Below are 26807 nucleotides of genomic sequence, written 5' to 3'. Positions count from 1 at the left end.
AGCTTCATTTTAATGGTTGAACAGTTCTTTTTCTTTTTCGGGATCCATCTCATTCTTTGACTTTTTGTCCAAAAAATAATCCAGCACGATGCCCACTATAATTGCTCCCACAAAAGCAACATACACCTGCCAGTTAAACTGAACTACCAGAGACAGGCTAATAATTATGGCCAAAATGGGTAGGATAGGTACTTTCCCTATGGAAAGGGGAACTTTAAAAGGTCTTTCTTTGTCAGGTGCTTTATAACGCAAAACGATGAGTGCAATATTCACAGCTACAAAAACGAGTAACGCCCCTAAAGAGGACATTCCTGCGACAATTTTAATATCTCCCAATAACAAAAATGCCGCTACCGCAGCCATAACCACCAGTGTAGTTACCCAGGGTACTTTCTGTGCATTGGTCTTGGTCATAAATTTTGGAAGCTCGCCCACGCTTGCCATACCGAAAAGCAACCTGCTAATGGAAATAATGCCACTAAAAGCCGCATTAGCCGTAGCAAAAAGTGCCGCAACTGCCAGGGCTACGGGCAACCAGGAATTTAAATTTGAAGCGGCCAGCGACAATGGGGAATTTACCTTTGCTATTTCTGCGGGGTCACTTATATTGAGTACCGTAAAAGATATTAGTAGGTATATAATTGTGGTAAACACCATTGTCAATAAAAATGCCCTCGGAATCGTCTTGCCCGGATTTTTTACCTCGGAACCCAATGCTGCCATATGCTCAAAGCCGGTATAAACAAAAAATAAGGTAGCAGTCGCTGCCAGGGTGCCGGAAAAGGACTCCACTTTAAAAAATTCTGATTTTGGTGGTCCTGTTTCCAAAAGTCCGACCGCAATAAGAATAAACAATCCCAATAGCTGAATACTGACCATAATGATATTGGCGGTAGATGATTTTTTGATGCCCGTAATGCTTATAAATGCAAGAATCAGTAGCACAGCATAGCTAACCAGTAAGGAAGGGATGTTAAAAAACGTATTGAAATACCCTGAAAAAGCAAGTAGCACCGCGGCGATGGTGGCCGAACTGTGAAATGCAATCGTCCAACCTGTTAGAAAAGATGGAATGTCGATTTTTGGAAAAGCTTTCCGTACAAAAATGAATTCTGCACCGGCATTAGGATAGGTAGAGGACAGCTCTGCATACGACATTGCCGAGACACTGGCCGCAATGGCGGCAAAAATAAAACTCAACCAAAGGTCTGTTCCCGCCTGTCCAGCGGCTGCACCAATTACAGTATATATTCCAGCACCAACAATGGTACCTACACCATAAAAAGTAAGGCGAAGAGTACCCAGAGATTTTTTTAATTCTGCCATAATACTATTAGTAATATATTATCCATTTCTATCTAAATTCCTTTTTTCCATCTCTGCCTTTACGATGCCACGCTCAATAGCCTCTTCTTTTGAACAATTTTTGTTCAAATAGAAATCCCTTGCATATTTTAATGCTACTGCTCTAATATTTTCATCCAGCACATTAAGCCTCTCCTGGTAATCCTTAAATAAATCCTCCTTCATTTTTTAAAATAGTTTTAGAACAAAAAACACCATAGTTAAAAGATATACAATATACACTGCATCGAAAACGAATATCTGCCATCTGCTGAACCCGTGAAGTTCCTTGCTTTGATGGACAAATACTGAATATAAAAGCGGCATCAGTCCTACAAAAGCCAGGTTGACCCAAAACAACTGGAAATCTTCGATTGGGGTCGTTACCAGTGCCAGGGGGAAAAATGCCACTGTCATGGTAACGGCATTATCTGCAATCACACTGGTGGTACCCGCAGTCACTTCACCTCCCTTTACCACACTCCATGTTTTGAATATTTCAGGGGCGGTAGTCATAATTCCGGTGATAAACAACCCTCCAACAATTTCGGAAATATTCAGTGCCGAAACAATATTTTCGGTAGCTTTTACAATAAAAAAAGCCCCCACGGCTATGGCCAGGGCCCCTGCAACCGAAAGCCATATTTTCTTTTTATCCCATTCTACCTTCTGACCCTTTTCCCTGCCTTTTATAATGGCATGCGTTAAAAAAGCCGCATAGGCAGCCAGCATGATCCACCCATCAATGGGTTGTAATCCACGCCAGGCTTTGGGAAGCGTTAATATAGCCACCAACCCGATAATTACCAGATAGGGGATAGATAATACCGAGACGGAACGTTTGTTCAGGGCCAGCAGGTTGGCATCCAAATGTTTTTGATGCTCCTTATTGTTTTTAAACTTTCTTCTGGAAGCAAAGTATGCAATGGTTACCATGAGCGGAATGGAAATGATATTGGAACCAAGCAAATTCCCCAACCCGATATCAGATACCCCACGGGCGGCGCTCGTAATATTTATCGCCACTTCAGGGCTCGCTGTTACAATAGCCAGGAAAGCTGCCCCTGCAGAAGCAGTAAGCCCCCATTGTTTGCGCAGCATCTTTAAAGGGGTAAGGAGTTGATCAGCACCCCAATGGGCAGCCCAAGCTGCCAATCCCAATACTACTACCCAAAGCCAAGCGTTCATAACTAATCGATTTTTATAATTGTCCTGTTACTTTCAGTATATTTCAACTTTTTCTTATCCGATATTTTCTGGTCTTTTTTTTGTTGGCTTTGAAAGATCAGGAGTAAAATCACTCCCGTGCTAATCCAAACATCTGCGGTATTGAATACAGGGTCGAAAAAAGTAAATTCATTACCTCCCCATAATGGCAGCCATTCCGGAAGCCTTGTATCAATAATAGGGAAGTACCACATATCCACCACATTGCCATTTAAAAATCCGGCATAACCACCGCCTGAGGAGAATATTTCTGCAATATTGCGAAGTGCGGGATCACTTTTTTCAAAAATCAGTCCGTAAAATGCACCGTCAATCAAATTGCCCAATGCACCTGCGTATATAAATGCGGCACAGATTATAAAGACTTTTGCATATCCTTCACGTATCATCTTTTTGATATAAAAGGTCCCCCAAATAACGGCTACGAAGCGAAATAGTATTAAAACAAATTTGGCCAGATAACCTTCGCCAAATTTAAAGCCCCAGGCCATGCCGGCATTCTCCAAAAAATGTAAGCGAAACCAATCCAGGCCAAACACAAAATATTCCTCGCCATAATAAAAATGGGTCTTCACATAAATCTTTATGGCCTGGTCTATTACCAACAACAGTAAAATTAATAATGCTACACTACTTTTATTCATAATTTCCTTATTCTTGCCCAACGTCTTGTGCAACATATATTTGCATTATTTAGATAATTTTAAAATTCTTATGGCGCCCCGCATTACAAACGTGAAAACGATGCCGCCAATTACCAAATCGGGCCATTTGCTATCCAGAAAATAGACCAGCACCCCGGCCAGTATCACCCCGCCGTTTACGATGATATCATTGGACGTAAAAATAGCACTGGCCTGCATATGCGCCTCCTTACTTTTGGCCTTATTTATCAACCAGAGCGAAATAAGGTTCCCCAGTAAGGCTAAAATGGAAACTATGATCATCCATTCGAACATTGGTGTTTCACTACTTGTAAAAAACCTTCTTAATACCTCTGCAAAACCAAGTGTTGCCAATGCAATTTGAAAGTAGCCGCTGAATTTTGCCACCTTCTTTTTTCTGGAAATGGCACCACCTACTGCAAATAAACTTAGCGCATATACTATCGAATCTGCCAGCATATCCAAAGAATCTGCAATTAGGCCCATAGAAGAAGAAATCCACCCCGTGGTCATTTCGATAATGAAAAAGCCGAAATTTATCCCCAGGACCCACCAAAGGATTGTTTTCTGTTTGGATTGGTCTTCTATTACGGGAGGCTCGGCTTCTTCGGTCCCCATAAATTTATCACCTAATTTTAATTCTGAAATCGAGGCTTTGATTTCCTCATTCCCTTCAAGGTGATATACTTCAAGTTTTCGATTGGGTATATCAAAATCCAAATATTTCACTTGAGCATAAGATTCCAATTTCATCCGGATCATCTGTTCTTCTGAAGGACAGTCCATTTGACTTACTATAAAAGTACTTTTGTTCATTTCTCCCATATCACTTAACTATATTTTTCCTTCCTTTATTGGAAGTTAATAAGAGAATTACCGCACCGCCAATAGCTGCAAGTAATGAAGCTATCAAAATGCTTATTTTCGAAATTTTAATCAATTCCTGATCATTAAATGCGAGATTGGTAATAAAAAGGGACATGGTAAAGCCAATTCCCGCGATCATACCAATTCCAATTATATGTTTCCAGTTTAGTGTAATATGTAATTCGGAAACTCCAAGTTTTTGCCCGATCAATGTAAAAATACCAATCCCTGTTACTTTCCCAATAGCTAATCCCAAAAGGATCCCCAGCCCTAAAGAACCGGAAACAACCTCAATTAAATTTACATCGAGCTTTACTCCCGCATTCGCGACTGCAAAAATTGGAATGATAAAGAAAGCATTGAAATCAACAAGGGAATTTTCCAGTTTGAGCAAAGGAGGCCTTGAATTCTCAGTATCTGTTTTAATAGCTTTTAAAATTATTTGTTGTTTTTTATCCTGAAGAGGATTTAATTTTTCCAGCTCTGTTTTCTCAAGATTAGTAACGTTTGTGGCGGTCCTTTCTTTTAATATTTTACTGTCTAATTTGGGCACTATTGGAATGGTAATGGCAAAAAGTACTCCCGCAATAGTTGGATGGATCCCCGAATTAAGGAAGCAATACCATAAGATGATCCCAATAATAATATACCAAATCAAATTTTTGATCCCAGTCCAATTCATTAATAATAATAACCCAAATGCCCCCATGCCCGATCCAAGGTATATCCAGCTCAACTCGTTGCTATAAAACAATGCTATCACCAATATGGCACCTATATCGTCAGCAATAGCGAGGGCTATTAAAAATGTTTTTAACTGCCTGGGGACATTTTTTCCCAGTAGGCCAATAATCCCTAGTGAATATGCGATATCGGTAGCCATAGGGATGCCCCAACCCTTTATATTTTCAGTGCCTAAATTTAGGCTAATAAAAATGAGGGCCGGAACTGCCATGCCACCTAAAGCTGCCAACAATGGGGCTGAGGCTTTTTTAATTGAAGATAATTCCCCCACCATAACCTCCCTCTTCAATTCAAGGCCGGCAACCAAAAAGAAAATTGCCATTAGGCCATCATTGATCCATTCTTCAATTGTTAGCCCAAAACTAAGATGCTCGGAAAATTCAAAAAGCAATTCATCGCCAAGAAAATGATGATAGGCACCTGCCCACTTTGAATTAGCTAAAAGAAGGGCAACTATAGTAGCAATTATTAAAAAAATCCCCCCAGCTGTTTCCCTGTCGAGGAACTTTGTTGCCGTTTCCCTGATATACCCAATAGTGGATTGATTTCGAACTGATTGCCCCATTTTATCTTATCTGTTTTTTGAGTTCATTACTTAAACCTTAATATTTCAAAAAGCTCAGTAGCGTCTTAATTTTTAAGAACTTACTGTTAGGTCAACTTTAAATATGCAACGCCCTGTCTTCGGTAGCTGCCAGACAGGCCTCCTTAAAGGTCTCGGAAAATGTGGGGTGACCGTGTGACATTCTTGCAATATCCTCGGCAGCCGCCCTAAATTCCATCGCTACCACCGCTTCGGTATAACTGTCTGCTATGCGAGGGCCTATCATATGCACGCCCAATATCTCATCGGTTTCCTTATCTGCGATTACCTTGATAAAACCATCCGTATCCATACTTATCTTCGCCCGTGCGTTTGCCTTATAGGGAAAAGAGCCCGTTTTTATACTTCTATTGGTCTTCTTCAGTTCTTCTTCCGTCAAGCCTACACCGGCGACCTCAGGCTGGGTGTACACGATATTTGGGATAAGGGAATAATTGATATGTGGCTTTTGACCTGCTATGCTTTCGGCTACAAAAACGCCTTCTTCACTGGCTTTATGGGCAAGCATTGCCCCCCGGATTACATCCCCAATGGCATACACACCCTTGACATTGGTTTCAAGGTTTTTATCTACCGTTATCTGTCCTTTCTCATTGGTTTCCACTCCTATATTTTCAAGCCCTAAACTGGCGGTGTATGGTTTTCGGCCAATGGCCATAAGACAGTAATCGCCATCTAAACTCATTTCTTCTTTATCGGAAAGATTTTCCGCTTTCAATTCTACTTTATCCTCAGTTGCCGTTGCGTTTGTCACCTTATGTTCCAAATAAAAATCAATTCCCTGTTTTCTAAGGGAACGGTGCAATTGATGTCCCAGTGCGCCGTCCATAGTGGCGATAAGGCTATCAAAATATTCTACTATGGAAACCTTTGAACCCAGGCGGGCGAATACGGAACCTATCTCAACACCGATAACGCCACCCCCAACGACCATTAAGTGCTTGGGGATTTCCTGTAGGGCAAGGGCTTCGGTGGAAGAGATGATACGCTTTTTGTCTATTTTAATATTGGGCAGTGAAGCGGGTTTGGACCCTGTGGCAATGATGATTTTATCGGTTGTTATGGTTTCCGTTTTGTCCCCGCCCTTAATCTCAATCGTGTTTTTGTCCTTGATGGTGCCGTGGCCTTGATAGACGGCAACCTTGTTCTTTTTCATCAGATAATCAACACCATTGATGATTTCCTGTACCACATCCTGAACCCTTTGGTTCATTTTCAGGATATCGACATTGGCCTCTTTAACATCAATCCCAAAATTTTCGAATTGATGCTTGAGTTTGTAATAATGCTCAGAGGCTTCCAACCAGGCTTTTGACGGGATACAGCCCACGTTAAGGCAGGTGCCGCCAAGCGTGTTGTACCTTTCAATAATGGCTACTTTTAATCCTAATTGGGCGCAACGGATCGCACTTACATACCCGCCCGGGCCAGATCCTATTATAGTTACATCAAATTTTTCCATATTCACATTTTTTTAAGTTAGTTACGGTGGAAAAAACCTTAAGCTTGACCATTGGGGGCTGGGATTCAGGCTTAAGGCACTCCCACCTATTATTTTTTACTACAGTTTTTACATATCCCTTTTAAAACTAGGTTCACATCGTTCACCTCATACTGGTTTGGCAAACTCTCTTCCGATATTTTATTTGGTAAACAGATTGTTTTCTTACAATTGGTACAATGAAAGTGCATATGTAAATCTGTACTGTGTTTACCTTTGGCGTTTTCATCGGAAATCGCATATTTTGCAAAAGCAGTTCCATCGTCAATTTGGTGCACCATGCTTTTTTTCTCAAAGAGCTTTATCGCCCTGTAGAAAGTGGTCTTATTGGCTGTTTTGATATTTTTATTGATAAAGACTTTTTGCATTTCATTTAAACTTACTGCATAAGTTTTCCTTTTGAGGTATTTGTAAATTTTCAACCTCATTTCAGTGGGACGTATCCCTTTTGACGATAATTTTTTTTCCGTTTTTGTCATTTTATATTCTTTCGAAAAACAGTCTAAGTCCGGATCTAATCTTTTTTATAAGCCAAAAGCCTTAACGCATTAAAAACCACCAGAAGCGTCGAACCTTCATGGATTACTACCGCCACTCCAATATTTGCCAAGCCGAATATGGTTGAAGGTATAAGCAGGGCCACAATACCAAGGCTAACCCAAAGGTTTTGCCTGATAATCGCCTTTGCCTTCCTGCTTAAACCTATGGCAAAGGGCAGGGTTTCCAACTTATCGGCCATTAGCGCAATATCCGCCGTTTCCAGGGCTACATCACTTCCCGCAGCACCCATAGCTATTCCTACAGTGCTGTTTGCCATGGCAGGGGCATCATTAACGCCATCGCCCACCATTGCCACCTTGGATTCCTTTTCTTTTAATTCTTTTATAGCATCCACTTTTTCTTCCGGTAATAAACTACCCCAGGCATCGGTCAATCCTATTTCTTCTGCTACTGCGTCTGCTACCTTCTGGTTATCACCAGTAAGCATGATCATTCGTTTAATTCCTATTTCTTTTAATTTTTTAAGGGTTCCCTTGGCGGCTTCACGAGGGGTATCCATTAATGCAATGATGCCTATATATTCTTCATTTTTTCGTATAAGCATTGTTGTATTTCCACCACCTTCAAGACCACGCACTTTCGTAGCTATTTTTTCGGAAGGTGTACTCTCATCAAGCCCTTCGTACAGGTCGAGGTTACCTATATAGATTTTATCATTGCCAAATGATGCTTTAATCCCTTTACCCAGAACTGCCTCTAAATTAGAGGCATTTGGGATTTCCTCGCCTTCCAGACGCTCTTTTCCATCACGAACTACAGCTTTGGCCAGGGGGTGATCACTAAGACCTTCCACGGCTACTGCTATTTTGAGAAGTTCATTGTCTGAAATATCCCCAAGTGGCACCACTTGGGTAAGTTTTGGCTTTCCTTCCGTTAGAGTTCCGGTTTTATCAAAGGCTAGGGCGGTAATAACCCCCAGGTCCTCCAGAGGGCGCCCTCCTTTAATTAATACCCCGCCACGGGCAGCTCTGGCCACTCCACTTAATACAGCACTTGGGGTCGAGATTGCCAACGCACAGGGACTTGCAGCTACTAATACGGCCATCGCCCTGTAAAAGCTGGCGCTAAAGGGTTCGTCAATAACTAAAAAAGCAAACAAAAGAATCCCGACCAAAATAAGGACGGACGGCACAAAATATTTTTCAAATTTATCGGTGAGCAACTGGGTAGGCGATTTTTGAGTCTGAGCTTCGTTAACCAGTTTCACCAATCGGGAAAGCGTTGAATCTTTGGCTGCTTTGATAACTTTAATCTCCAAAGTATTGTTCCCATTGATCGTTCCGGCAAAAACGCGGTTTTCATCTTTAATATCATCTACCTCTGAGTAATCCTTCTCAACATCTTCTACGGGAACTTTATCTACCGGTACACTCTCCCCGGTTATTGGAGCCTGGTTAACACTACTCTGCCCATCTACCACTACGCCATCTGCAGATATTTTACTATTTGGTTTCACCACAATGATATCCCCAATATTGAGTTTTTCGATACCAACTTCTTCCGTTTTACCATTTTTCTTAACCAAAGCTGTTTTTGGCGCCAGTTCTGCCAGTGCAGCTATAGATTTTCGTGCTTTGTTCATTGCATAATGCTCCAAGGCATGCCCCAGGCTAAAGAGAAATAATAACAAAGCTCCTTCAGCCCATTCCCCAAGAATAGCTGCTCCTATAGCTGCGACCAACATGAGAAAATCAATTTCAAATCCACCTTTGGCTACGGTCTGTATGGCTTCTTTTGCTGTAAAGTAACCTCCAAAAAAGTAGGCACCTATGTATAGGGATAAGCTGACCCATTCCGGTATTGATGTTACGTAGGACAAACCAAAACCAATACCCAAAAGAGCACCACAAATAATAGCAAAAATAAGTTCGGTGTTTTTCCCAAAAATACCTCCGTGGGCGTGGGAATGTTCTTCCCCGGCCCCGTGGCTATCCGCTTCTCTATGATTCTGGAGATCAGTATCTTTATGCTTTTGTTCTTCTATATCCCTTACCTTTTCTTTATTTAAATTTTGAGGATTCTTTTCGGCAGATTTAAAGCCCTTATTCTCAGCAGAGGAGCTTTTTTTAACTTGTAGGTTTTCTTTTTCGAGCTTTGTAGTTATCTCATCAAAACTTGTTTCCCGTTTATCATATTCTAAACGGATCATTCCTCCGGCATTGGCGGAAGCTTCCAAAACACCATTGATATTCAACAGACTCTTTTCTATAGTCCTTGCATGCCGGGTATGTCTAATCCCCTCAACCTCTATAAGCAAATGTCCATATTTCGCGGTAATTTCAGCCCCGGTTCTTTCTGCCAATGATTGAATGCGGTCAATAGAAATTATATCCGGATCGTAATGAAAGCACAATTGTGGCACCGTATCTTCCTGATCATCCGCTATGTGGACTTTTTCAAGGCCATTTTCGGCTTCCAGTTCCTTAATTAGCCTTTCCACACAAGCGTCTTTTTCATTAGGTACCTGTGGAAGGATTACGGGAATTTTGATTTTTAGTTTTTTCATATCCTTAGTTATTTGTATCCAGTTTTTTGCTTGTTCCTTATCCTGAAGGTCAAAATATTTGACTTCTGAACCGGTAAAGAAATGAGTAGCTTTAACGACCCATTCCTGCTATTTTTTTCGCCTACAAATTTTATGACTTTTTTCGATGATATTGTGGATTAGCGGATGGGTTTTTTATATCCTTCTTCGTGATTCTACCATTGATTTTAGCAGCAATCAAGTTTTCTTTTTCTATGTCCAATACCTATATCATTTTTTCAATTTTATAGGGTTTATATTAATTTAAGTGTATCTCCAAATACTCCAGAGCCTCAGGCATATCCAACTCGCGGGTTCCGTTCCCGGTTCTGATAAAGAAATGCGAACGATCGCCCAAATTCAAATACACAGGTTTTTGTGATTTGTGAACCCTTACATAACAGATATCCTTTTCTTCGAATTGGTAAAAGGCCACTTTAACCAAAGGGCAAAAATGAGTGCCGAACTTGAGGGACACCAATTGCATTATATATTGCTCAAACCCGTCCTTGCCAGGTTTTTTTAAAGTACCGCAATCCTGTTCCAGCCCCAGAATACTACCTTCATCATCAATTCCGATAATTAAATGCCCTTCTTGGGTGTTCATAAACCCGGCAATTGTTTTTGCTATTACGTCCTCCAAAGCCTTATTCGGTTTAAACTGCCTCAAATCCCATCTCAAGGTAGATTTAAATTCTACTTGCTGGTTTTCTCCTGCCGCAATCAGCTCCCTGATCTCCTCCAGCTTATCTCTTCTTCCGGTCAATTGAAATATTCTTTGCCTGACCATAAACATAAGCGACAAGGCAATGCCCAGCAGTCCAAATAGCAATTTGATGATGGCTTGATCCAAATCCCATGAACTAACTTCCTGCTGATATGAAGCAAGCAGAGATTTCCACCATTCGCCATTACCTCCCTGCATGTCATACATGTGGAGTGAAATAACCAGGGGCTGTATTATAAATAAGCCAAGGGCTAATCCAATGAATATAAAAACAAATACTTTGCGTTTTTTCATTTTTACCTTCTTTTATAAGCCATAGGTGCCATCGCTTTCGATGCCTGTGCCTTATAACTACTTCTTCTTATCCTGAAGGACTTTCTTCTTTTGTTCAAATTCCTCATCGCTTATCTCGCCCCGGGCGTATCGTTCTCTCAGGGCTTCCATAGCCTTATCCTTCCGTCTATTTTGTCCCGGGGTGGGATAAGGAATTAAGAATATCCAAAAGATGAGGATTATCCAAAGCCCCCACCATATCCAGTGCATTCCCCCAAAATTCCAGTTGTCCATCATAATCTTTCTGTTTAAATTTATTTAACTTTTTTAATGATTTCCTTTCTCCATCCATTCCTTGGCCAAATGTTTTTCTTCAAGGCTAAAGAATTTAATATGTGCCTTTGTAAAGGGTATCAAAACTTCGGTAAACTGTTCCTGCCATTTTGTAATTCCCACCAATGCAACCTTTTTAACGCGTTCTTCATTCGGAAGTTTCAGTTCAATGCCCTTCCAATACGCACTTGCAGTCCACCCCTCAAAATTTTCCATTTCAATATACCAGTATACTTTATGGTTTGCCTGTATATGGTTTTTTAATTGAGATATCAAATTGTCATAATCGGTAGCATCCAATCTATTTTGAGCTACCATATATACCTTGTTTTCTTTTTTATAAATTTTCATCATTGTTCCAATTTTTTAAATCAAAAAACTTAATCCAAGTCATTGCTACATTTCTCACAGACTCCCTTAGCCACCAGATTAATATCCTCTGCCACGTAACCTTCGGGCAGATTTATCTGAGGGATTTTATGTTCTGTAAGGCACACGGTTTCCCCGCAACTATTGCAATGAAAATGTAAGTGAAGGTCGTTACCCACCTCGCATTCACAATTGTCTTCACACAGGGCATATTTAATGATGCCGGTGCCATCCTCAATTTGATGCACAATTCCTTTTTCTTCAAATGTCTTCATAGTACGGAAAAGCGTACTCCTTTCCGAGCTTTCGAAATCTTTCCCAAGGTCGCCTAAACTAATGGCCACATTCAATTGTGCCAACCGTTTATAGGTCATCAGGCGCATTGCCGTAGGGCGGATGCCTTTGCTTTCTAACTTTTTTACTATTTTTTCCATTGGGCGTAAAAGGGTTTAGAAAATTTAACGCTTTAAGGATTCCCCGGTTTTTATCTTGAAAGCATCTTCAATGTCAGACAAATAAATGATGCCATCACCTGGATCCGGTGTTTTCCCGTTTTCCAGGATGATATTGATAGCCGATTGTGCTTCTTCATTTTGACATACCAGTTCTAACTTTACCACCGGGCTGTCGGTTACACGGAAATCTAAAGAAGGTGATGCGCCTTTTGCTTTAAATGCTCCGGTACCTTCCCCCTGAGACAGCGTCATACTTTTGAATCCGCTTTCGCTAAGGGATTCTATCACTATTTGAACCCGTTTTGGCTTTATAAATGCTTTTATTTCTTTCATTACTGTGGTTTTAATTTAGTATTAAGGATGAACCCTCTGGAATTTTAATCAAGACAAACATTTAACAGAGAGTCCATCCATCTATTTTTTTTAATTTAATGACCATGGGAAGTCTGGCTTTTCTGCATTTCAGAGACCAGATAATAGGCATTATTATAAGCAACCAACGTACCTTCAGGCAGAGGCTCCAGCAGTTTAATTTCAACCCAACCATCTTCAGTTATTCCCGTTCTTACCTGCACCGGTTTCAATTCCCACTCGGTTTCACCATCTTCCTGGTGTTTTTGGGCCGTAAAGATGTAGGGATTTCCTTCTTCTTCAATTATTGCTTCTTCCGGTAAGGCAGGAACAGCTTCTTCACCCGTCCTGATTTTTCCGTTTATATACATCCCCGGAATTAGAAAATCTTCTTTATTATCGATTTCTGCATGCACATGTACCGCTTTGGGGTTTTGTTCAAATTGTTTCCCCACTGAATAAATTTCCCCGGTTAAATTACTGCCTGGAACCGATTCCAGTGTAAACGCAATCTTTTGGCCTTCTTTCACCTTATAAATATCTTTTTCAAAAACCATTAGATCGGCATGAACATGTTCATTATCAACTACCATAAACATGCTGGTTTGCGGCTCCACATACTGTCCTATCTGCACCAGTACTTTTTCTATATAACCTCCAATTGGGCTTACTACCGGAATATATTCATATAATTCACCGTCTCTAACCTGGGAAGCATTTAGGTTTAACTGGCGTAATTGTGATTCGTACCCCCGTACTTCACCTTGTACAGACTGGTAATCGGATTGGGTCTGTTGAAAAGTTTTTCCAGATCCTACCTCTGCTTCATATAAACGTTTCTGTCTTTCAAATTCCTTTTCCAAAAATTGCATCCTACTATATGCATTAATATAATCAGACTGCATTCTGGTTAAATTTGGGTGAGAAAGATAAGCCAACACCTGACCTTTATTTACCTTATCCCCCTCAATAACCTTTATAGAAGTTATATTACCGCCTAAAATTGCCGTAACGGTAGCTTCATATTGTGGCGGCACTTCTAACTGGCCATTGGCTTCCACAATACCGGACAAAGCTTTTTTAGGTAAGGTATCTACTTTGATGCCCAAACTATTGAATTTCATCTCTGAAAGATGTACTGAACGCATCCCGCCTTCTTCTTCACCGTGTTCTTCATCTCCTTCCTCACCGTGATTTTCACCTTCTTCGGTATTAGTAGTTGCAGTTTCACTGGAAGCGTCATCCCCTTCCTCAGGATTTTCTTTACATCCAAAGAATATGCTGAGCGTTAAGGCAAGCATTAAAATATTTATTGATCTTGTATTCATATCGATTTTCTTATTTTAATTTTTAATTTGAATTCTTAAGGTAATATTCCAGTTGGTAACGGCTGTCGAGATAATCGTTAAAAGCACTCCAGGCATTTACTTCGATTCTAATGGCATCTCTTATATTTTGAAGGAAGGTTACGTAATCTATAGCACCTTCCTTAAATGCTAATACCGACCCATCCTGTTGTTCCTGTGCTAAAGGAAGCGCTTCATCCCTATAATAATTCCATGAGTTTCTCCATTTGATGTAGTCTTCCCGCATATTTTTATAGGCGATTTCCAGTTCGAGTTTATCCTGGTAAAAGTTTTGCTCTGCAATCTTTCGATTCACTTGTGCTTCCTGGGTACGGCCTAATTCCGGCCCAAAAAACAGTGGAATTTGAATTCCTATTTGATATTGAAAGAAACCCGATTGCCCGGCTATTTCCTGCCTACCGTATTGACCCTGAAATTTGGGCAAAAATTCAGATTTTCGTTCTCTGGTAACCGCTTTTGCCACGTCAATTCTTTGTTCTGAAACCTGTAGTAAGGGATGATTTTCAAGAGACTCTACCAGAAAGTTTAAAGGTTCATCCAATGCTTCAGCAGGCAAATCTGGTACATCGTAAATTGTGTCACTAACAAACCATAGGTTTAAGCGCTGTATTGATTTCAGATAATCTCGATAAGCTTGTTCTAACTGTATTTTCACCTCATTCCCCTGATTTGAGGTGGCAAGATATTCCAGTTTAGAGGTAGCTTCTGTCTCATACCTGATTCTAGCCGCCCTTTCAATATCTTCGAAAATAGAATCCATTTTCTTATATACCTGATACCTCTTTTTACTTGTATAAACAGATGTCCAGGCCCTGCTTACTTCACGTTCAATTTCAATAGTAGATAGCTCTAAGGCATTTTCAGCAAGTGCCACCCTTTCTTTCTGTAGTTTTAACCGGGGCACTATTCCGAAAATATCGATGCCTTGTTGTTGGACGCCAATTTGGGTATAGATCCCATCAGAGCCATTTCCTACTTCTTCTTTTCCTGTAAAGATTTGGGTGTTTCCAAAATCAAAGGCGGTTTTGCGCAATACTTCCTCACTTTCAATTTCGAGCTGGGCAGCTTGGAGCTGTGGAAAATTTTTGATTGCCATTTCTTTTGCATCCTCCAAACTAATTGTTTGTAAAGAATCCTGTTGTGAATATTCAGATGACATTGCATCAGATTGTGCATTTACAGAAAAGGTTCCGCCTAAAACTAAGCCAATTATCAAAATCGTAGCTAAAGATCGCGAATTGGAAGAACCTAGTTTATTCTGTTCTTTTTTCTCTCGTTTTCTTTCTACAAGGGTATATAGTACTGGTAATACAACCAGCGTAAGCAGTGTAGCTGTAAGCATCCCACCTATAACCACCGTAGCAAGTGGTTGTTGAACTTCTGCACCGGCTGATGTGGAAAATGCCATTGGTAAAAAACCGAAAATATCTGTTGTTGCTGTTAACATAATAGGTCGTATTCGTTCTTTGGTTCCTGTAAAAATTCTATCTTTTATACTGGTTACTCCTTCTTCTTTTAAAGAATTGAATCTATTTATTAGTACCAGCCCGTTTAAAACTGCAACCCCGAATAATACAATAAAACCTACCCCAGCAGAAATACTGAATGGCATTCCCCGCAACCAAAGGGCAAAAACACCTCCAATGGCAGCGAGGGGTATGGCTATATAGATCATGACAGATTGGGAAAACGATTTTAGGGCAAAATATAGAAGAACAAATATCAAGAAAAGGGCAATGGGTACAACAATTATCAAGCGGTCCTTAGCACTCTGAAGATTTTCGAATTCCCCCCCATAAGTTATATAATACCCGGGAGGTAATTCTAATTCTTCATCTAATCTTTGCTGAATATCATTAACGACTGACTCTACATCCCTTCCCCGGGCATTTACACCCACATAGGTTCTTCTGTAGGTATCATCTCTCGAAATTTGCATAGGGCCCGGAACATATTCGATATCTGCTATTTCTTTTATCGGTACCTGAGTTCCGTCGGGAAGATCGATATACATTCCACGCAAGTCATCAATATTCTTTCTATGTTCTTCATCAAATCTTACTACTAAATCGAATCGCTTTTCTCCTTCAAAAATGACTCCTGCGGTTCCTCCCGCAAAAGCAGTACTTATATAATCATTTGCTTTTTGGATATCCAGGCCATATTGAGCAATTTTATCACGGTTAAATTTCACGGTCATTTGTGGCAGCCCAGATGTTCGTTCAGGATTAACATCTCCTGCTCCAGGTACGGTCTGGATAATATTAGCCATTTCCTGTACCTTTTCCGACAACACCCCCAGGTCCTCTCCATATAGTTTAACCGCAATATCTTCTCTAACCCCCTCTAATAATTCGTTGAACCTTAATTCTACAGGTTGCGTAAACACAAGGTTTACCCCAGTAAGTTCTTTATTGAGTTTTTCCTTGATTTGCGCTATAAGTCCTTCTTTAGTTTCAGCGGTTGTCCAATTATCCTTATCTTTTTCAAGAATCAGGTACATATCTGCGATATCCATCGGCATTGGATCTGTTGGGATGTCCGCTACTCCAATTCTTGCTGTTGCTGTTTTAATTTCAGGAAAATTTTCTAGAAGGATATTTTCTATTTTTTTGGAAACTTCAATAGACTCTGTTAATGAACTTCCTGGTCTGATTAAAGCCTGCATGGCGATATCCCCTTCATCCAGTTGAGGCACAAATTCTCCTCCCATTCTGGAAAAAAGGAAACCGGCTAATACAAGTAGAACAGCAGCAGCACCTACAACAATGAGCTTCAGTTTTAATGCCCCTTTCAGTAAAGGCATATATACCCTTTGTATTCCACCAATTATCTTATCACTTATCCTTTCCAGCCAGCGTTCAAACCTTCCAAACCAGTTCTTTTTATTCTGAATGGGTTTCATAAATAGGGCAGACATCATAGGGACATAGGTAAGGCATAAGAAAATAGCACCTATCATGGCAAAACCGAAAGTGTACGCCATCGGCTTAAACATTTTACCTTCTACCCCCGTAAGAAAAAGTATAGGCGTGAATACAATAAGAATTATAATCTGTCCAAAAAATGCGGAACTCATCATCGTGCTCCCAGCATCATAGGCTACTTCATCCATTTTAGCCTGATTGAATTTCACCTTGCCAGATCTTATCCGTTTTTGTATTTCATACACGGTTCCCTCGATGATAATCACTGCACCGTCTATAATGATTCCAAAGTCAATAGCGCCCAAACTCATTAGATTGGCCCAGACATTGAATTGTTTCATTAAAATAAAAGCAAAAAGCAGTGATAAGGGAATAGTGGTAGCAGTAATAAGTCCACCTCTTAGACTACCTAATAACAATACCAGGGCAAAAATCACTATCAATGCACCTTCCAGTAAATTTGTTTTAACAGTATCGGTTGTTCGTGCTATTAATTCACTCCGATCAATAATTGGCTCTATGGTCAAACCTTCAGGAAGTGACTTTTCAACTTCTGCCATCCTATCTTTAACATCCTGAATTACGGCATTGGGATTGGCGCCTTTTAACATCATTATTATCCCGCCTACGGCTTCCTCTCCGTCTTGAGTGAAAGCTCCGTAGCGTACCTGATTTCCAAACTGAACATCTTCCGCAACATCTCCAATAGTTATCGGAATAGAATTTTCGGTAGTAATAGCAATTTTCCTTATATCCTCCAGTGAACGGATTAAACCTTCACCTCTAATAAAATTTGACATTTTATTTTTCTCAATATAAGCTCCACCGGTATTCACATTGTTTCGGGCCAGCGCCTCATAAACCTCAGAGATACTTATACCCATACTGTTTAATTTCTCAGGATTGATTGCTACCTCATATTGTTTTATGGAGCCTCCAAAAGAATTTACTTCCACCACACCTTCCAGCAAGGTAAGTTGTCGCTTGATTATCCAGTCCTGAATAGTTCGTAGTTCCATGGGAGAATATTCAGTTTCGTATCCCTCCTTTGGCTTTATGGTATACTCATAAATTTGACCCAATCCGGTTGAAATAGGTCCCATAGCAGGACTTCCAAATTTATCGGGAATGGTTTCTCCCAATTCATTAAGTTTTTCCTGTACTAGTTGACGAGGGAGATAAGTTCCCATATCATCTTTAAAAACAATAGTAACTACCGAAAGTCCAAACCGTGAAATAGAGCGAATCTCTGTAACTCCAGGTAAATTACCCATCGAAAGTTCTACGGGATAGGTTACAAATTGTTCAATATCTTCTGTGGCAAGATTTGGCGACTGGGTGATCACCTGAACCTGATTGTTAGTAATATCTGGCACCGATCCCAGGTTGACGGTCATCATGGACCAAATACCCGTCCCTATCAGCGCTAAGGTAAGTAGTCCAATAATAAATTTATTATTAATGGAAAATGCGATTATCTTATTAATCATATAAATAAAAATTTAATTCAGTTAAAATTCTTGATAATAATTTTGTGCCTAACAAAATCTATCAATAGGACCAAGGATCTAGTATGAGAACCAGGATTTGGTCAAAAAAGGATATAATTATCCTTTAAAAAAACTGAATTAAACTTTTGGAGGATCTAAAAAGGAAAGAATAGGTTCTTCCACTGAGCTGTCAAAATGGACAAAGGCTTTTGATGGAATTTCAATAATCAAAGCCTTGAAATTTGAAGAACCGAAATCTACTGTATGCACATGGCAGCAATGGCAACTACAAAAAGGAGGGCATAAATCTGCTACTTTATCATGTGAATAGTCGATATCTAAATTCTGCGTAGCAACCACTGTTACTTCTGAATCAGAAATCACTTGTGAAGTGTCACTATCATTACAGGCTAATAAGTTAAGCCCGAATATATATAGAGATAATATGACAGCGATAATTTTCACACTACAAAGATAAAAAAAAATCAATGCACAGATTGTGCAAAAAGAATAGGAACAGATTTCAAAAGGTTTATCACATAATTTGATAATAATTTCAATTAAAAAATTACCAAGATCTTATACTGAAGAATTAGAACATTGTTTTTTAATAAGCTATTTAATGAAATAGAGAATTATACAAATCCTTCAAATTACTAAGTTACACTTCGAATGAGATAGGAAATATCCCCAAATAATGTTAATTAACATTATTTTCTATTCAAATTTGGCTTTCCAAAAATGTTGTACCTATGTTGTACCCAGTCCATAAAAAAAGGCCTTACATTTCTGTAAAGCCTTGTCATTGCTAGTAGCGGGAACTGGACTCGAACCAGTGACCTTCGGGTTATGAGATCTCTTAGTTTTAATTTAAATTTTTTATTAGCAAAGTTTTTATTACTCTTATTTGACTTAGGTACAATTTGATGTTTTCAGGAATTTAGCAAAATACCCCAAACAACCTTAAAGAAAATTATAGTCTAAGGAAATTATGAAATGTCGGGAAGATGTCGGGAAACTATCACGAATAAAACAAAAAAGCCTTGAAAATCAGATGATTAACAAGGCTTTAAGTACTCGGAGCGGGACTTGAACCCGCACGAACGTTGCTGTTCATTGGATTTTAAGTCCAACGTGTCTACCAATTCCACCATCCGAGCATAATGCTATATATACTGAGCGAAAAACGGGATTCGAACCCGCGACCTCCACCTTGGCAAGGTGGCGCTCTACCAACTGAGCTATTTTCGCGTATTTAAAAGAACTTTCGGTTTTACCGATGCGCAATTGTTTATTGCGGATGCAAATTTAGCACATTTCTTAAAACGACAAAGCTTTTTTTTACTTTTTTACGTTTTCAGCCTTCTTTTTTTGTTTTACCGAAAGCATTCGTTTTATCTCGTTTAATTTCATCAAAGCCTCTACCGGCGTAAGTGTATCAATATCAATACTTACCAATTCGTCTCGTAAATCTTCCAATAAAGGATCATCTAAATTAAAAAAACTGAGTTGCATCTCTTCTTCAGCAGATTTTTTTAAAACCTCGCTACTTTCTTCCATTTTATGAGTTTGCTCCAGTTTTTGTAAAATCTTATTTGCGCGATGCAATACCTGTTGTGGCATTCCTGCCATTTTCGCTACATGAATCCCGAAACTATGTTCGCTCCCACCGGGAACCAGCTTCCGCAGAAAAAGAACATTCTCTTCTAATTCTTTTACAGAGACATTATAATTCTTTATTCGGCTAAAGGTATCACACATTTCATTTAACTCGTGATAATGCGTTGCAAAAAGCGTTTTTGGGCGCGATGGATGTTCATGTAAATATTCGCTAATGGCCCAGGCGATCGAAATCCCATCATAAGTACTTGTCCCACGACCAATTTCATCCAGAAGCACTAAACTTCGTTCAGAAATATTATTTAGGATATTTGCCGTTTCGTTCATTTCTACCATAAACGTAGATTCTCCCATCGAAATATTATCGCTGGCTCCTACCCTGGTAAAAATTTTATCTACTAAACCTATATTCGCTGCTTTTGCAGGCACAAAACTCCCCATTTGTGCCATAAGTACGATTAAAGCGGTTTGGCGCAAAATAGCCGACTTACCACTCATATTTGGCCCGGTGATCATAATTACCTGCTGCTCTTCTCTATCCAGAAAAACGCTATTAGTCACGTAAGATTCGCCAATTGGTAATTGCTTTTCGATTACCGGATGGCGACCGTCTTCAATTTGCAATTCGAATCCTTCTTCAATTTCGGGCTTACAGTATTGCTCGATCTTGGCCTGCTGTGCGAATGAACACAAACAATCTAACTGCGCAATAAGCTGCGCGTTTTGCTGTACCGGCTGAATATAATCGTTCATCCAAAGCACCAATTTCGAAAATAGATTTTGCTCTAGTTGCAATATTTTCTCTTCGGCTCCCAAAATTTTCGCTTCGTATTCTTTTAATTCTTCAGTAATATAACGTTCAGCATTTACCAGCGTTTGCTTTCTTACCCACTCGGCCGGCACTTTATCTTTATGCGTGTTTCGCACTTCGATATAATAACCGTACACATTGTTATTTCCGATCTTCAATGAAGTGATTCCGGTTGCAGCACTTTCTCGCTCCAACATATTATCGAGGTAATCTTTTCCCGAAAATGCGATATCCCGCAGTTCGTCCAGTTCTTTATGAAATCCTCTGGCGATCACATTTCCTTTTTGTACCAACACCGGCGCTTCCTCGTTAATGCTTTCAGTTATCTTAGACCTAAGCAATTCACAGGCATGCAAATTATCGCCAATCACTTTTAAAGCTTCATTCTCGCATCCTAAAGCAGTTTCCTTTACCGGAATAATGGCTTCTAAAGAATTTTTAAGCTGAATAACTTCTCGCGGTGAAACTTTACCCGTTGCTACTTTTGAAATTAAGCGTTCTAAATCGCTCATTTCTTTTACCTGCTCCTGAATTTTATATAAAACCTCGGGATATTCTAAAAGATAACCAACAACCTCGTGGCGTTTTTTTATTTTTTCTGAATTCTTTAAAGGCAGCGCCAACCAACGTTTTAGTAATCGGCCTCCCATAGGCGAAATTGTCTTATCGATCACATCTAAAAGTGTCACCGCATTGGCGGCAGTACTGTGATATAATTCGAGATTTCTAATGGTGAATCGATCCATCCAAACATATTCTTCTTCTGCAATTCGATTTATCGCAGTGATATGCTGAAGTTTGTTATGCTGAGTTTCGGCCAGGTAATGAAGAATCGCTCCAGAAGCAATAATTCCTTCCTCTAAATGCGACACCCCAAAACCTTTTAAAGAATTGGTTTTAAAATGCCCGTTTAACGTTTCGCTGGCAAAATCGTTTTTAAACACCCAATCTTCCAAATAGAAAACATGGTAATCTTCACCAAAATCTGCCGCAAAATTCTTTTTATATTTCTTCTGAATTAAAACCTCGCTCGGGTTAAAATTCTGAAGTAATTTATCGATGTATTCCTGCGTTCCCTGCGCAGTTAGAAATTCACCCGTAGAAACATCCAAAAACGAAATTCCAAGATTTCTTTTTCCGTAGTGAATGGCACAAAGAAAATTATTCGATTTGCTATTTAAAACCTCGTCGCTCAACGCCACACCTGGAGTCACAAGTTCGGTTACTCCACGCTTCACTATCTTTTTGGTCATTTTTGGATCTTCTAATTGATCGCAAATAGCCACGCGCTGCCCTGCTTTTACAAGCTTAGGCAAATAAGTGTTTAAAGAATGATGCGGAAAACCTGCAAGCTCGCTTCGCTCGCCGCCGTTATTTCTATTGGTTAGAACAATGTTTAAAATTCTGGCAGCAACCACGGCATCTGCTCCAAAGGTCTCATAGAAATCCCCGACTCTAAACAATAACATTGCATCTGGATATTTAGCTTTTATCGCTAAATACTGCTTCATTAAAGGGGTCACTTTTGCTTCTTTTTTTGCTGCCAAACCAAGGAAATTTTAGAAATGCTAAAATACAGAAACCTCCTTGCGATTAGAAAATTTGAGCCTAGCTTTTATTCACATTTTTTTGACAGCTAACAGCTAACAGCTAACAGCTAACAGCTAACAAAGTTTAGAGCTCTGAAGAGAAATGGAAATTGTATTAATAAATTTAATTAACTACTTATTAATTTAGATCGTTTTGTTTCGTCATGGTGAAGTTATCCATATGAGAAACTGGATTAATTCAGCATCTCATCAGGATGAGATTCCGTGTCAAGCACGGAATGACGATCACTTAAAATTAGCTGAAAGCTGATTGCTATAAGCTTTTCTGCTAATTGTTCATTGTTAATTGACTTTTGAAACCAATTTTCCTCTCGAGCCGTTTTCCGAAGGAAATAATTCGTATTCAAAATCGGGATTTAAGCCTTTTTCTTTTCTGTGGGAAACATAAATAATGGCAGTGTCACTTTGCGCAGCGATTTGATTGATAAGATTAGTGATTTTTAAAGCACTTTTATCGTCTAGCGCTGTAGAAGGTTCGTCCAGAATTAACAACGGTGGATGTTTAATCATGGCGCGAGCGATTAGAAGCATTCGTTTTTCAAGATTGGGCAGATCGTTAAATACTTTTTTAGCTTTTTCCTGAAAACCTAAAGTTTCCAGCCATTGTTTTGCCAAAGCTTTTTGCTTATCGCTTGGCTTTTGATACAAACCAACGCTATCTACCAATCCAGAGATCACCATATCTTCAACCGTATTTCTACGATTAAACATTTCGGTTAAAGCAGGAGAAAAATAACCTATTTTTTTCTTGATATCCCAAACCGATTCACCGCTGCCTTTTTTCTTTCCGAAGAGAAAAAGATCAACTCCGTAGGCTTTGGGATTATCGCCGTAAACCATGCTCAAAATCGTGGTTTTTCCCGATCCGTTTGGGCCGGTAAGTTTCCAGAATTCACCACGCTTCACTTCCCAGCTGATATTCGTTAAAATTGGGCGATTTTCATAAGAAACATTAATCTCTTTCAGCTTGATAAGGCTTTCAGGAATATTTTCAAAAACTTTAGGAGCAGGCGGAATCGTTTTTACTTCAGCTAAAAATTGCTTCTTATTTTCGCTAAAATCGGTTTTATTTTTCAGAATAATTTTTCCGTTTGAATCGAAAATAAGCACCTTATCTATAAACGCTAAAATATCTTCTTCCCTTCTAAAGATTTGCAGCATCGCAAAATCAGACTTCACTTCTGCCAATCTAGATTTAAAACTCGCTACAGATTGTACATCCAAACAATCGAAAGGATCATCTAAAATAAGGTATTCCGGTTCTTTTTTCAGTAAAAATTCGAGTAAAGCCTTACGTTTTTCACCACTAGAGAAAGTCCGCAAGCTGCGATCCTGATCTTTTACTAAAACCGAATTTCCATGTTTCTGATCTTCTTTTATAAAACCTTGTAGAACAGCTTCAGAATGTTCTAATCCTTTTTTATGCTGAAATTCTTCAAATCCGGGTACTTTTTTATCCTTTTTTAGATCATCAATTAGCTGGGAAACCAACTTGTGATCTTCTGCATAAATTGCAATATGTGTCATAAATTAATTCAAATTCCGTAGCCAATCGGTTAATCGCTCACTCCAGCTTTCCAGGTAATAAACTCCGTTTGCCAGCGAAAATCCGTGACCACCTTTGGGGTAAATATGCATTTCTGCCTGCACCTTATTTTTTTGTAAAGCCTTGTACATTCTAAGGCTATTTTCAACCGGCACCGTCTGGTCGTCCCCGGTATGTAATATAAATGTTGTTGGGGTATTTTCTGTAACCTGCAGATCGTTAGAAAACTGTTTTTCTAATGCAGCAGTTGGATTTTTGCCCAGTAAATTATCGCGAGATCCCTGGTGGGTAATTTTTGGATCCATGCTAATTACGGGATAGATCAAAATCATAAAATCCGGACGAATTTCTTCGGAATCTATATCGTCTATTGCTGAATAAAATGCGTCCTGAAAATGCGTTCCTAAAGTCGACGCTAAATGTCCGCCTGCAGAAAAGCCCATTACGCCAACTTTCTCTTTATCGATATTCCAATCTGAAGTATTTGCGCGCAGCATCCTAATACCACGTTGTGCATCCTGAATCGGTGCTCTAAAATTTTCTTTTACTGAAGCTGAACCCGGCAACCTGTATTTTAAAACTCCGGCTGCAATTCCTTTTGAATTTAGATATTTTGCGATTTCGGTGCCTTCCCAATCGTAAGCCAAGCCGGCGTAACCACCACCGGGACAAACTAAAACTGCCTGTCCGTTCGCTGAAGCCTGCGGCGGAAGATAGATTTCTAAAGTAGGTTGCTGCACTTTCGAGATCCAACTAATGGTGTTTACATCAATCTCTTCCTTTTCGTCTGACTTTTGGTAATTAGGCATTTTCCCTTCCGGCCAAAGTGGTAAAGTTTTGATTTGTGCCGAAACAGATAAACTTAAAAATAGTATGAGGATGCTAAAGCTTTTCATTAGAATTGATTATTTAGCATAAAGATATTAAATGTAATTATCACGCTATATCATTTTTGAAGTTTAATCGAAAACTATTGATACCCCGCCGCCTGAAGATTAAATAATTCGGCATATAATTTATCGTTTTTCATCAATTCTTCATGGGTGCCGATTTCTAGAACTGCGCCATTTTTAAGCACCATAATTCGGTCTGCAATTCTTACCGTACTAAAGCGGTGCGAAATGATCACGGCAGTTTTGCCTTTAGTAAGATTTATAAAACGATCGAAAGCTTCGGTTTCTGCTCGTGCATCTAATGCTGAAGTTGGTTCATCTAAGATCAAAACTTCGGCATCTTTCATATACGCCCTGGCGATCGCAATCTTTTGCCATTGCCCGCCAGAGAGATCTTTTCCCTGCTTAAATCGTTTCCCTAATTGCTGATCTAATCCTTTTGGAACATCATCGATTACCTGATTCGCCAGACTTTTCTTGGCTGCAGCATCTAATTTAAATTGATTGTCGATTTCACGAATATCGCCCATTGCAATATTTTCTCGAAGCGTTAATTCAAACTTTACAAAATCCTGAAAAATAACTCCGAAATACTGCTGATATTGAGTTTTGTCGTATTGCTTAACCGGAATATCTTCTAATAGAATTTCACCTTCAGTTGGTTCATAGAAACGGAGTAGTAATTTGATCAATGTTGTTTTTCCAGCGCCATTTTCTCCCACGAAAGCCAGTTTTTCGCCGGCGCGTAATTCAAAATTAATATTTCGAACTACCCATTTATCTGATTTTGGATATTTAAAGCCAATATTTTTAAAACTGAATCCTTTTTTGATTTCCTTCGGAAGTGGTAAACCGTCTACTACGGTGTCTTCATATTTAAGATCTAGAAATTCAAAGTAATCCTGAAGATAAAGTGCACTCTCTGTAATTGCTGTAAAACGAGTGAAAAATCCCTGCAATTTTGATCGTAAACGGTTAAATGAACCCGATAAAAAGGTAAGATCCCCCAAACTAAATACGCCTAAAACCGTTCTGTAAACAATAAGCAAGTAAGCTCCATAATAAGCCGAAGTTCCAATCACATTAAAAACCGAACCCCATCCTGCACGTTTTTTGGCCAGTTTTTTATTCGCTAAATAATATTGATCTGAAAGTGACTTAAATCGATTTGCCAGATATCCTGAAAGTCCGAATAACTTGACTTCTTTTGCCGTAACATCGCTTGCCCCGGCATAACGTAGATAATCGAGTTCGCGGCGCTCTTGCGTCCAGCTTCTCGCTAAAGAATAACTGGTACCGCTAAATTTTATTTCATTTATAATGGTTGGAACGATTGAAACGACAAGTAAAATGAGCAACCAGGGTTCAAAAACAACAACACCGGCAAGTAGGGAAATGATCACAATTAGATCTTCGCCCTGGGTAAGAATATTAGACATTAAACCGACTCTTCCGGTGGTTTGCCGTCGTGCTCTTTCCAGCTTATCATAAAATTCAGAATCTTCTAATTGATCTAAATTCAGCTCGGCTGTTTTTTCAATAATTTTTACTGAAGTATCTATCGAATATTGATCACCAAGCAAAGCATCTGTCAGTGAAACTCCCCGACTCAAAAGATCTGATAAGATCGCCAAACCAAATTCCGCAGCAACAAAAATCCATAACCTGGAAAGATCTTTTACCTCAGCATCGATCTGTACCACAACCTCATCAATAATGATCTTCCCAATCCATAATAAAGCTAAAGGAATCACCGCACTTAAAATTCGGCTACCAATATTGGCGTAAAATAAAAGAGGATTCACTTTTCGAATCTCTTTAAAGAATCGAGGTACAAATTTTAAAGAAGCAAAACTTTCTTTTAGATTGATCTTATTAGGTTCTAAGGACTTTTTTGGTCTTGGCAAATGATATTGTTTTTAGTGCGTTCTTAAAAATGGTCTGTTAATTTACTAAAACCTTACTTAGGACTGAAAAGTAAAATACCTCTGGGGCATT

General features: G+C 39.4%; 21 protein-coding genes and 2 tRNA genes. All 23 read right to left on the bottom strand.

What is annotated here, in order from left to right; genetic code table 11:
* Positions 1 to 9 precede the first annotated feature (9 nt).
* Positions 10 to 1326, bottom strand: coding sequence for an APC family permease (locus INR75_RS07665; RefSeq protein ID WP_013073442.1), 1317 nt, complete (start codon positions 1324 to 1326; stop codon positions 10 to 12).
* 18 nt (positions 1327 to 1344) lie between these two features.
* Positions 1345 to 1530 carry a hypothetical protein gene (locus tag INR75_RS07660; protein ID WP_013073443.1) on the bottom strand — a complete coding sequence of 62 codons (186 nt, stop codon included), beginning with the start codon at positions 1528 to 1530 and terminating at the stop codon, positions 1345 to 1347.
* Positions 1531 to 1533: 3 nt separating this feature from the next.
* On the bottom strand, positions 1534 to 2532 hold the full coding sequence (locus INR75_RS07655) for a sodium:calcium antiporter (protein ID WP_223091433.1): 999 nt from the start codon (positions 2530 to 2532) through the stop codon (positions 1534 to 1536).
* Between the two features lie 2 nt (positions 2533 to 2534).
* Positions 2535 to 3215, bottom strand: coding sequence for a lipoprotein signal peptidase (locus INR75_RS07650; protein ID WP_041579156.1), 681 nt, complete (start codon positions 3213 to 3215; stop codon positions 2535 to 2537).
* 45 nt (positions 3216 to 3260) lie between these two features.
* Positions 3261 to 4052 carry a cation transporter gene (locus INR75_RS07645; RefSeq protein WP_217806691.1) on the bottom strand — a complete coding sequence of 264 codons (792 nt, stop codon included), beginning with the start codon at positions 4050 to 4052 and terminating at the stop codon, positions 3261 to 3263.
* A 10-nt stretch (positions 4053 to 4062) separates the two neighbouring features.
* On the bottom strand, positions 4063 to 5412 hold the full coding sequence (gene nhaA, locus INR75_RS07640) for a Na+/H+ antiporter NhaA (RefSeq protein ID WP_057482990.1): 1350 nt from the start codon (positions 5410 to 5412) through the stop codon (positions 4063 to 4065).
* A gap of 97 nt (positions 5413 to 5509) precedes the next feature.
* Positions 5510 to 6913, bottom strand: coding sequence for a dihydrolipoyl dehydrogenase (gene lpdA / locus INR75_RS07635; RefSeq protein WP_057482989.1), 1404 nt, complete (start codon positions 6911 to 6913; stop codon positions 5510 to 5512).
* 89 nt (positions 6914 to 7002) lie between these two features.
* Positions 7003 to 7431: a Fur family transcriptional regulator gene (locus INR75_RS07630; RefSeq protein ID WP_057482988.1), complete on the bottom strand. Its 429-nt coding sequence runs from the start codon at positions 7429 to 7431 to the stop codon at positions 7003 to 7005.
* Positions 7432 to 7466: 35 nt separating this feature from the next.
* The gene (locus INR75_RS07625; protein WP_057482987.1) at positions 7467 to 10019 is read right to left on the bottom strand and encodes a heavy metal translocating P-type ATPase; all 2553 of its coding nucleotides are present in this window, start codon (positions 10017 to 10019) and stop codon (positions 7467 to 7469) included.
* Between the two features lie 277 nt (positions 10020 to 10296).
* Positions 10297 to 11058, bottom strand: coding sequence for a helix-turn-helix domain-containing protein (locus INR75_RS07620; RefSeq protein WP_057482986.1), 762 nt, complete (start codon positions 11056 to 11058; stop codon positions 10297 to 10299).
* A gap of 57 nt (positions 11059 to 11115) precedes the next feature.
* A complete protein-coding gene (locus INR75_RS07615) occupies positions 11116 to 11334 on the bottom strand; it encodes an SHOCT domain-containing protein (protein ID WP_008615618.1) in 219 nt (72 codons plus the stop codon).
* Between the two features lie 30 nt (positions 11335 to 11364).
* Entirely contained in the window at positions 11365 to 11724 is a 360-nt protein-coding gene (locus INR75_RS07610; protein ID WP_057482985.1) for an STAS/SEC14 domain-containing protein, read from the bottom strand.
* A 26-nt stretch (positions 11725 to 11750) separates the two neighbouring features.
* Entirely contained in the window at positions 11751 to 12173 is a 423-nt protein-coding gene (locus INR75_RS07605; protein WP_057482984.1) for a Fur family transcriptional regulator, read from the bottom strand.
* A gap of 24 nt (positions 12174 to 12197) precedes the next feature.
* On the bottom strand, positions 12198 to 12527 hold the full coding sequence (locus tag INR75_RS07600; protein ID WP_057482983.1) for a P-II family nitrogen regulator: 330 nt from the start codon (positions 12525 to 12527) through the stop codon (positions 12198 to 12200).
* A 95-nt stretch (positions 12528 to 12622) separates the two neighbouring features.
* Complete coding sequence (locus tag INR75_RS07595; RefSeq protein WP_173636774.1) at positions 12623 to 13873, bottom strand: efflux RND transporter periplasmic adaptor subunit; 1251 nt, start codon at positions 13871 to 13873, stop codon at positions 12623 to 12625.
* Positions 13874 to 13895: 22 nt separating this feature from the next.
* Positions 13896 to 18329 carry a CusA/CzcA family heavy metal efflux RND transporter gene (locus tag INR75_RS07590; RefSeq protein ID WP_075325750.1) on the bottom strand — a complete coding sequence of 1478 codons (4434 nt, stop codon included), beginning with the start codon at positions 18327 to 18329 and terminating at the stop codon, positions 13896 to 13898.
* 138 nt (positions 18330 to 18467) lie between these two features.
* Positions 18468 to 18794, bottom strand: coding sequence for a DUF6660 family protein (locus INR75_RS07585; protein WP_225573949.1), 327 nt, complete (start codon positions 18792 to 18794; stop codon positions 18468 to 18470).
* A gap of 609 nt (positions 18795 to 19403) precedes the next feature.
* Positions 19404 to 19489, bottom strand: a tRNA-Leu gene (locus INR75_RS07580).
* A gap of 18 nt (positions 19490 to 19507) precedes the next feature.
* Positions 19508 to 19580 (bottom strand) — tRNA-Gly (locus INR75_RS07575).
* 90 nt (positions 19581 to 19670) lie between these two features.
* Positions 19671 to 22271, bottom strand: a complete 2601-nt coding sequence (gene mutS / locus INR75_RS07570) for a DNA mismatch repair protein MutS (protein WP_223091875.1) — start codon at positions 22269 to 22271, stop codon at positions 19671 to 19673.
* Between the two features lie 381 nt (positions 22272 to 22652).
* Positions 22653 to 23897, bottom strand: coding sequence for an ATP-binding cassette domain-containing protein (locus tag INR75_RS07565; protein WP_223091432.1), 1245 nt, complete (start codon positions 23895 to 23897; stop codon positions 22653 to 22655).
* A gap of 3 nt (positions 23898 to 23900) precedes the next feature.
* The gene (locus INR75_RS07560) at positions 23901 to 24812 is read right to left on the bottom strand and encodes an alpha/beta hydrolase (protein WP_223091431.1); all 912 of its coding nucleotides are present in this window, start codon (positions 24810 to 24812) and stop codon (positions 23901 to 23903) included.
* 74 nt (positions 24813 to 24886) lie between these two features.
* Positions 24887 to 26716 (bottom strand): ABC transporter ATP-binding protein, encoded by a 1830-nt coding sequence (locus INR75_RS07555; protein ID WP_223091430.1) that lies wholly within the window; start codon positions 26714 to 26716, stop codon positions 24887 to 24889.
* Between the last annotated feature and the right edge of the window lie 91 nt (positions 26717 to 26807).

Origin of the sequence: Zunongwangia sp. SCSIO 43204 (assembly GCF_019904275.1) — a bacterium.
GTDB classification, from domain to species: domain Bacteria; phylum Bacteroidota; class Bacteroidia; order Flavobacteriales; family Flavobacteriaceae; genus Zunongwangia; species Zunongwangia mangrovi.
This window is presented reverse-complemented; position numbering and strand designations above follow the sequence as displayed.

What these genes read in the sequence shown, in the direction of transcription:
- lpdA (WP_057482989.1), bottom strand. Translation starts at nt 6,913, where the DNA reads ATGGAAAAATTTGATGTAACTATAATAGGATCTGGCCCGGGCGGGTAT.
- INR75_RS07605 (WP_057482984.1), bottom strand. Translation starts at nt 12,173, where the DNA reads ATGGAAAAAATAGTAAAAAAGTTAGAAAGCAAAGGCATCCGCCCTACG.
- INR75_RS07595 (WP_173636774.1), bottom strand. Translation starts at nt 13,873, where the DNA reads ATGAATACAAGATCAATAAATATTTTAATGCTTGCCTTAACGCTCAGC.
- INR75_RS07610 (WP_057482985.1), bottom strand. Translation starts at nt 11,724, where the DNA reads ATGATGAAAATTTATAAAAAAGAAAACAAGGTATATATGGTAGCTCAA.
- INR75_RS07615 (WP_008615618.1), bottom strand. Translation starts at nt 11,334, where the DNA reads ATGATGGACAACTGGAATTTTGGGGGAATGCACTGGATATGGTGGGGG.
- INR75_RS07590 (WP_075325750.1), bottom strand. Translation starts at nt 18,329, where the DNA reads ATGATTAATAAGATAATCGCATTTTCCATTAATAATAAATTTATTATT.
- INR75_RS07620 (WP_057482986.1), bottom strand. Translation starts at nt 11,058, where the DNA reads ATGAAAAAACGCAAAGTATTTGTTTTTATATTCATTGGATTAGCCCTT.
- INR75_RS07655 (WP_223091433.1), bottom strand. Translation starts at nt 2,532, where the DNA reads ATGAACGCTTGGCTTTGGGTAGTAGTATTGGGATTGGCAGCTTGGGCT.
- INR75_RS07560 (WP_223091431.1), bottom strand. Translation starts at nt 24,812, where the DNA reads ATGAAAAGCTTTAGCATCCTCATACTATTTTTAAGTTTATCTGTTTCG.
- INR75_RS07645 (WP_217806691.1), bottom strand. Translation starts at nt 4,052, where the DNA reads ATGAACAAAAGTACTTTTATAGTAAGTCAAATGGACTGTCCTTCAGAA.
- nhaA (WP_057482990.1), bottom strand. Translation starts at nt 5,412, where the DNA reads ATGGGGCAATCAGTTCGAAATCAATCCACTATTGGGTATATCAGGGAA.
- INR75_RS07650 (WP_041579156.1), bottom strand. Translation starts at nt 3,215, where the DNA reads ATGAATAAAAGTAGTGTAGCATTATTAATTTTACTGTTGTTGGTAATA.
- INR75_RS07565 (WP_223091432.1), bottom strand. Translation starts at nt 23,897, where the DNA reads ATGACACATATTGCAATTTATGCAGAAGATCACAAGTTGGTTTCCCAG.
- INR75_RS07600 (WP_057482983.1), bottom strand. Translation starts at nt 12,527, where the DNA reads ATGAAAGAAATAAAAGCATTTATAAAGCCAAAACGGGTTCAAATAGTG.
- mutS (WP_223091875.1), bottom strand. Translation starts at nt 22,271, where the DNA reads ATGAAGCAGTATTTAGCGATAAAAGCTAAATATCCAGATGCAATGTTA.
- INR75_RS07630 (WP_057482988.1), bottom strand. Translation starts at nt 7,431, where the DNA reads ATGACAAAAACGGAAAAAAAATTATCGTCAAAAGGGATACGTCCCACT.
- INR75_RS07660 (WP_013073443.1), bottom strand. Translation starts at nt 1,530, where the DNA reads ATGAAGGAGGATTTATTTAAGGATTACCAGGAGAGGCTTAATGTGCTG.
- INR75_RS07625 (WP_057482987.1), bottom strand. Translation starts at nt 10,019, where the DNA reads ATGAAAAAACTAAAAATCAAAATTCCCGTAATCCTTCCACAGGTACCT.
- INR75_RS07665 (WP_013073442.1), bottom strand. Translation starts at nt 1,326, where the DNA reads ATGGCAGAATTAAAAAAATCTCTGGGTACTCTTCGCCTTACTTTTTAT.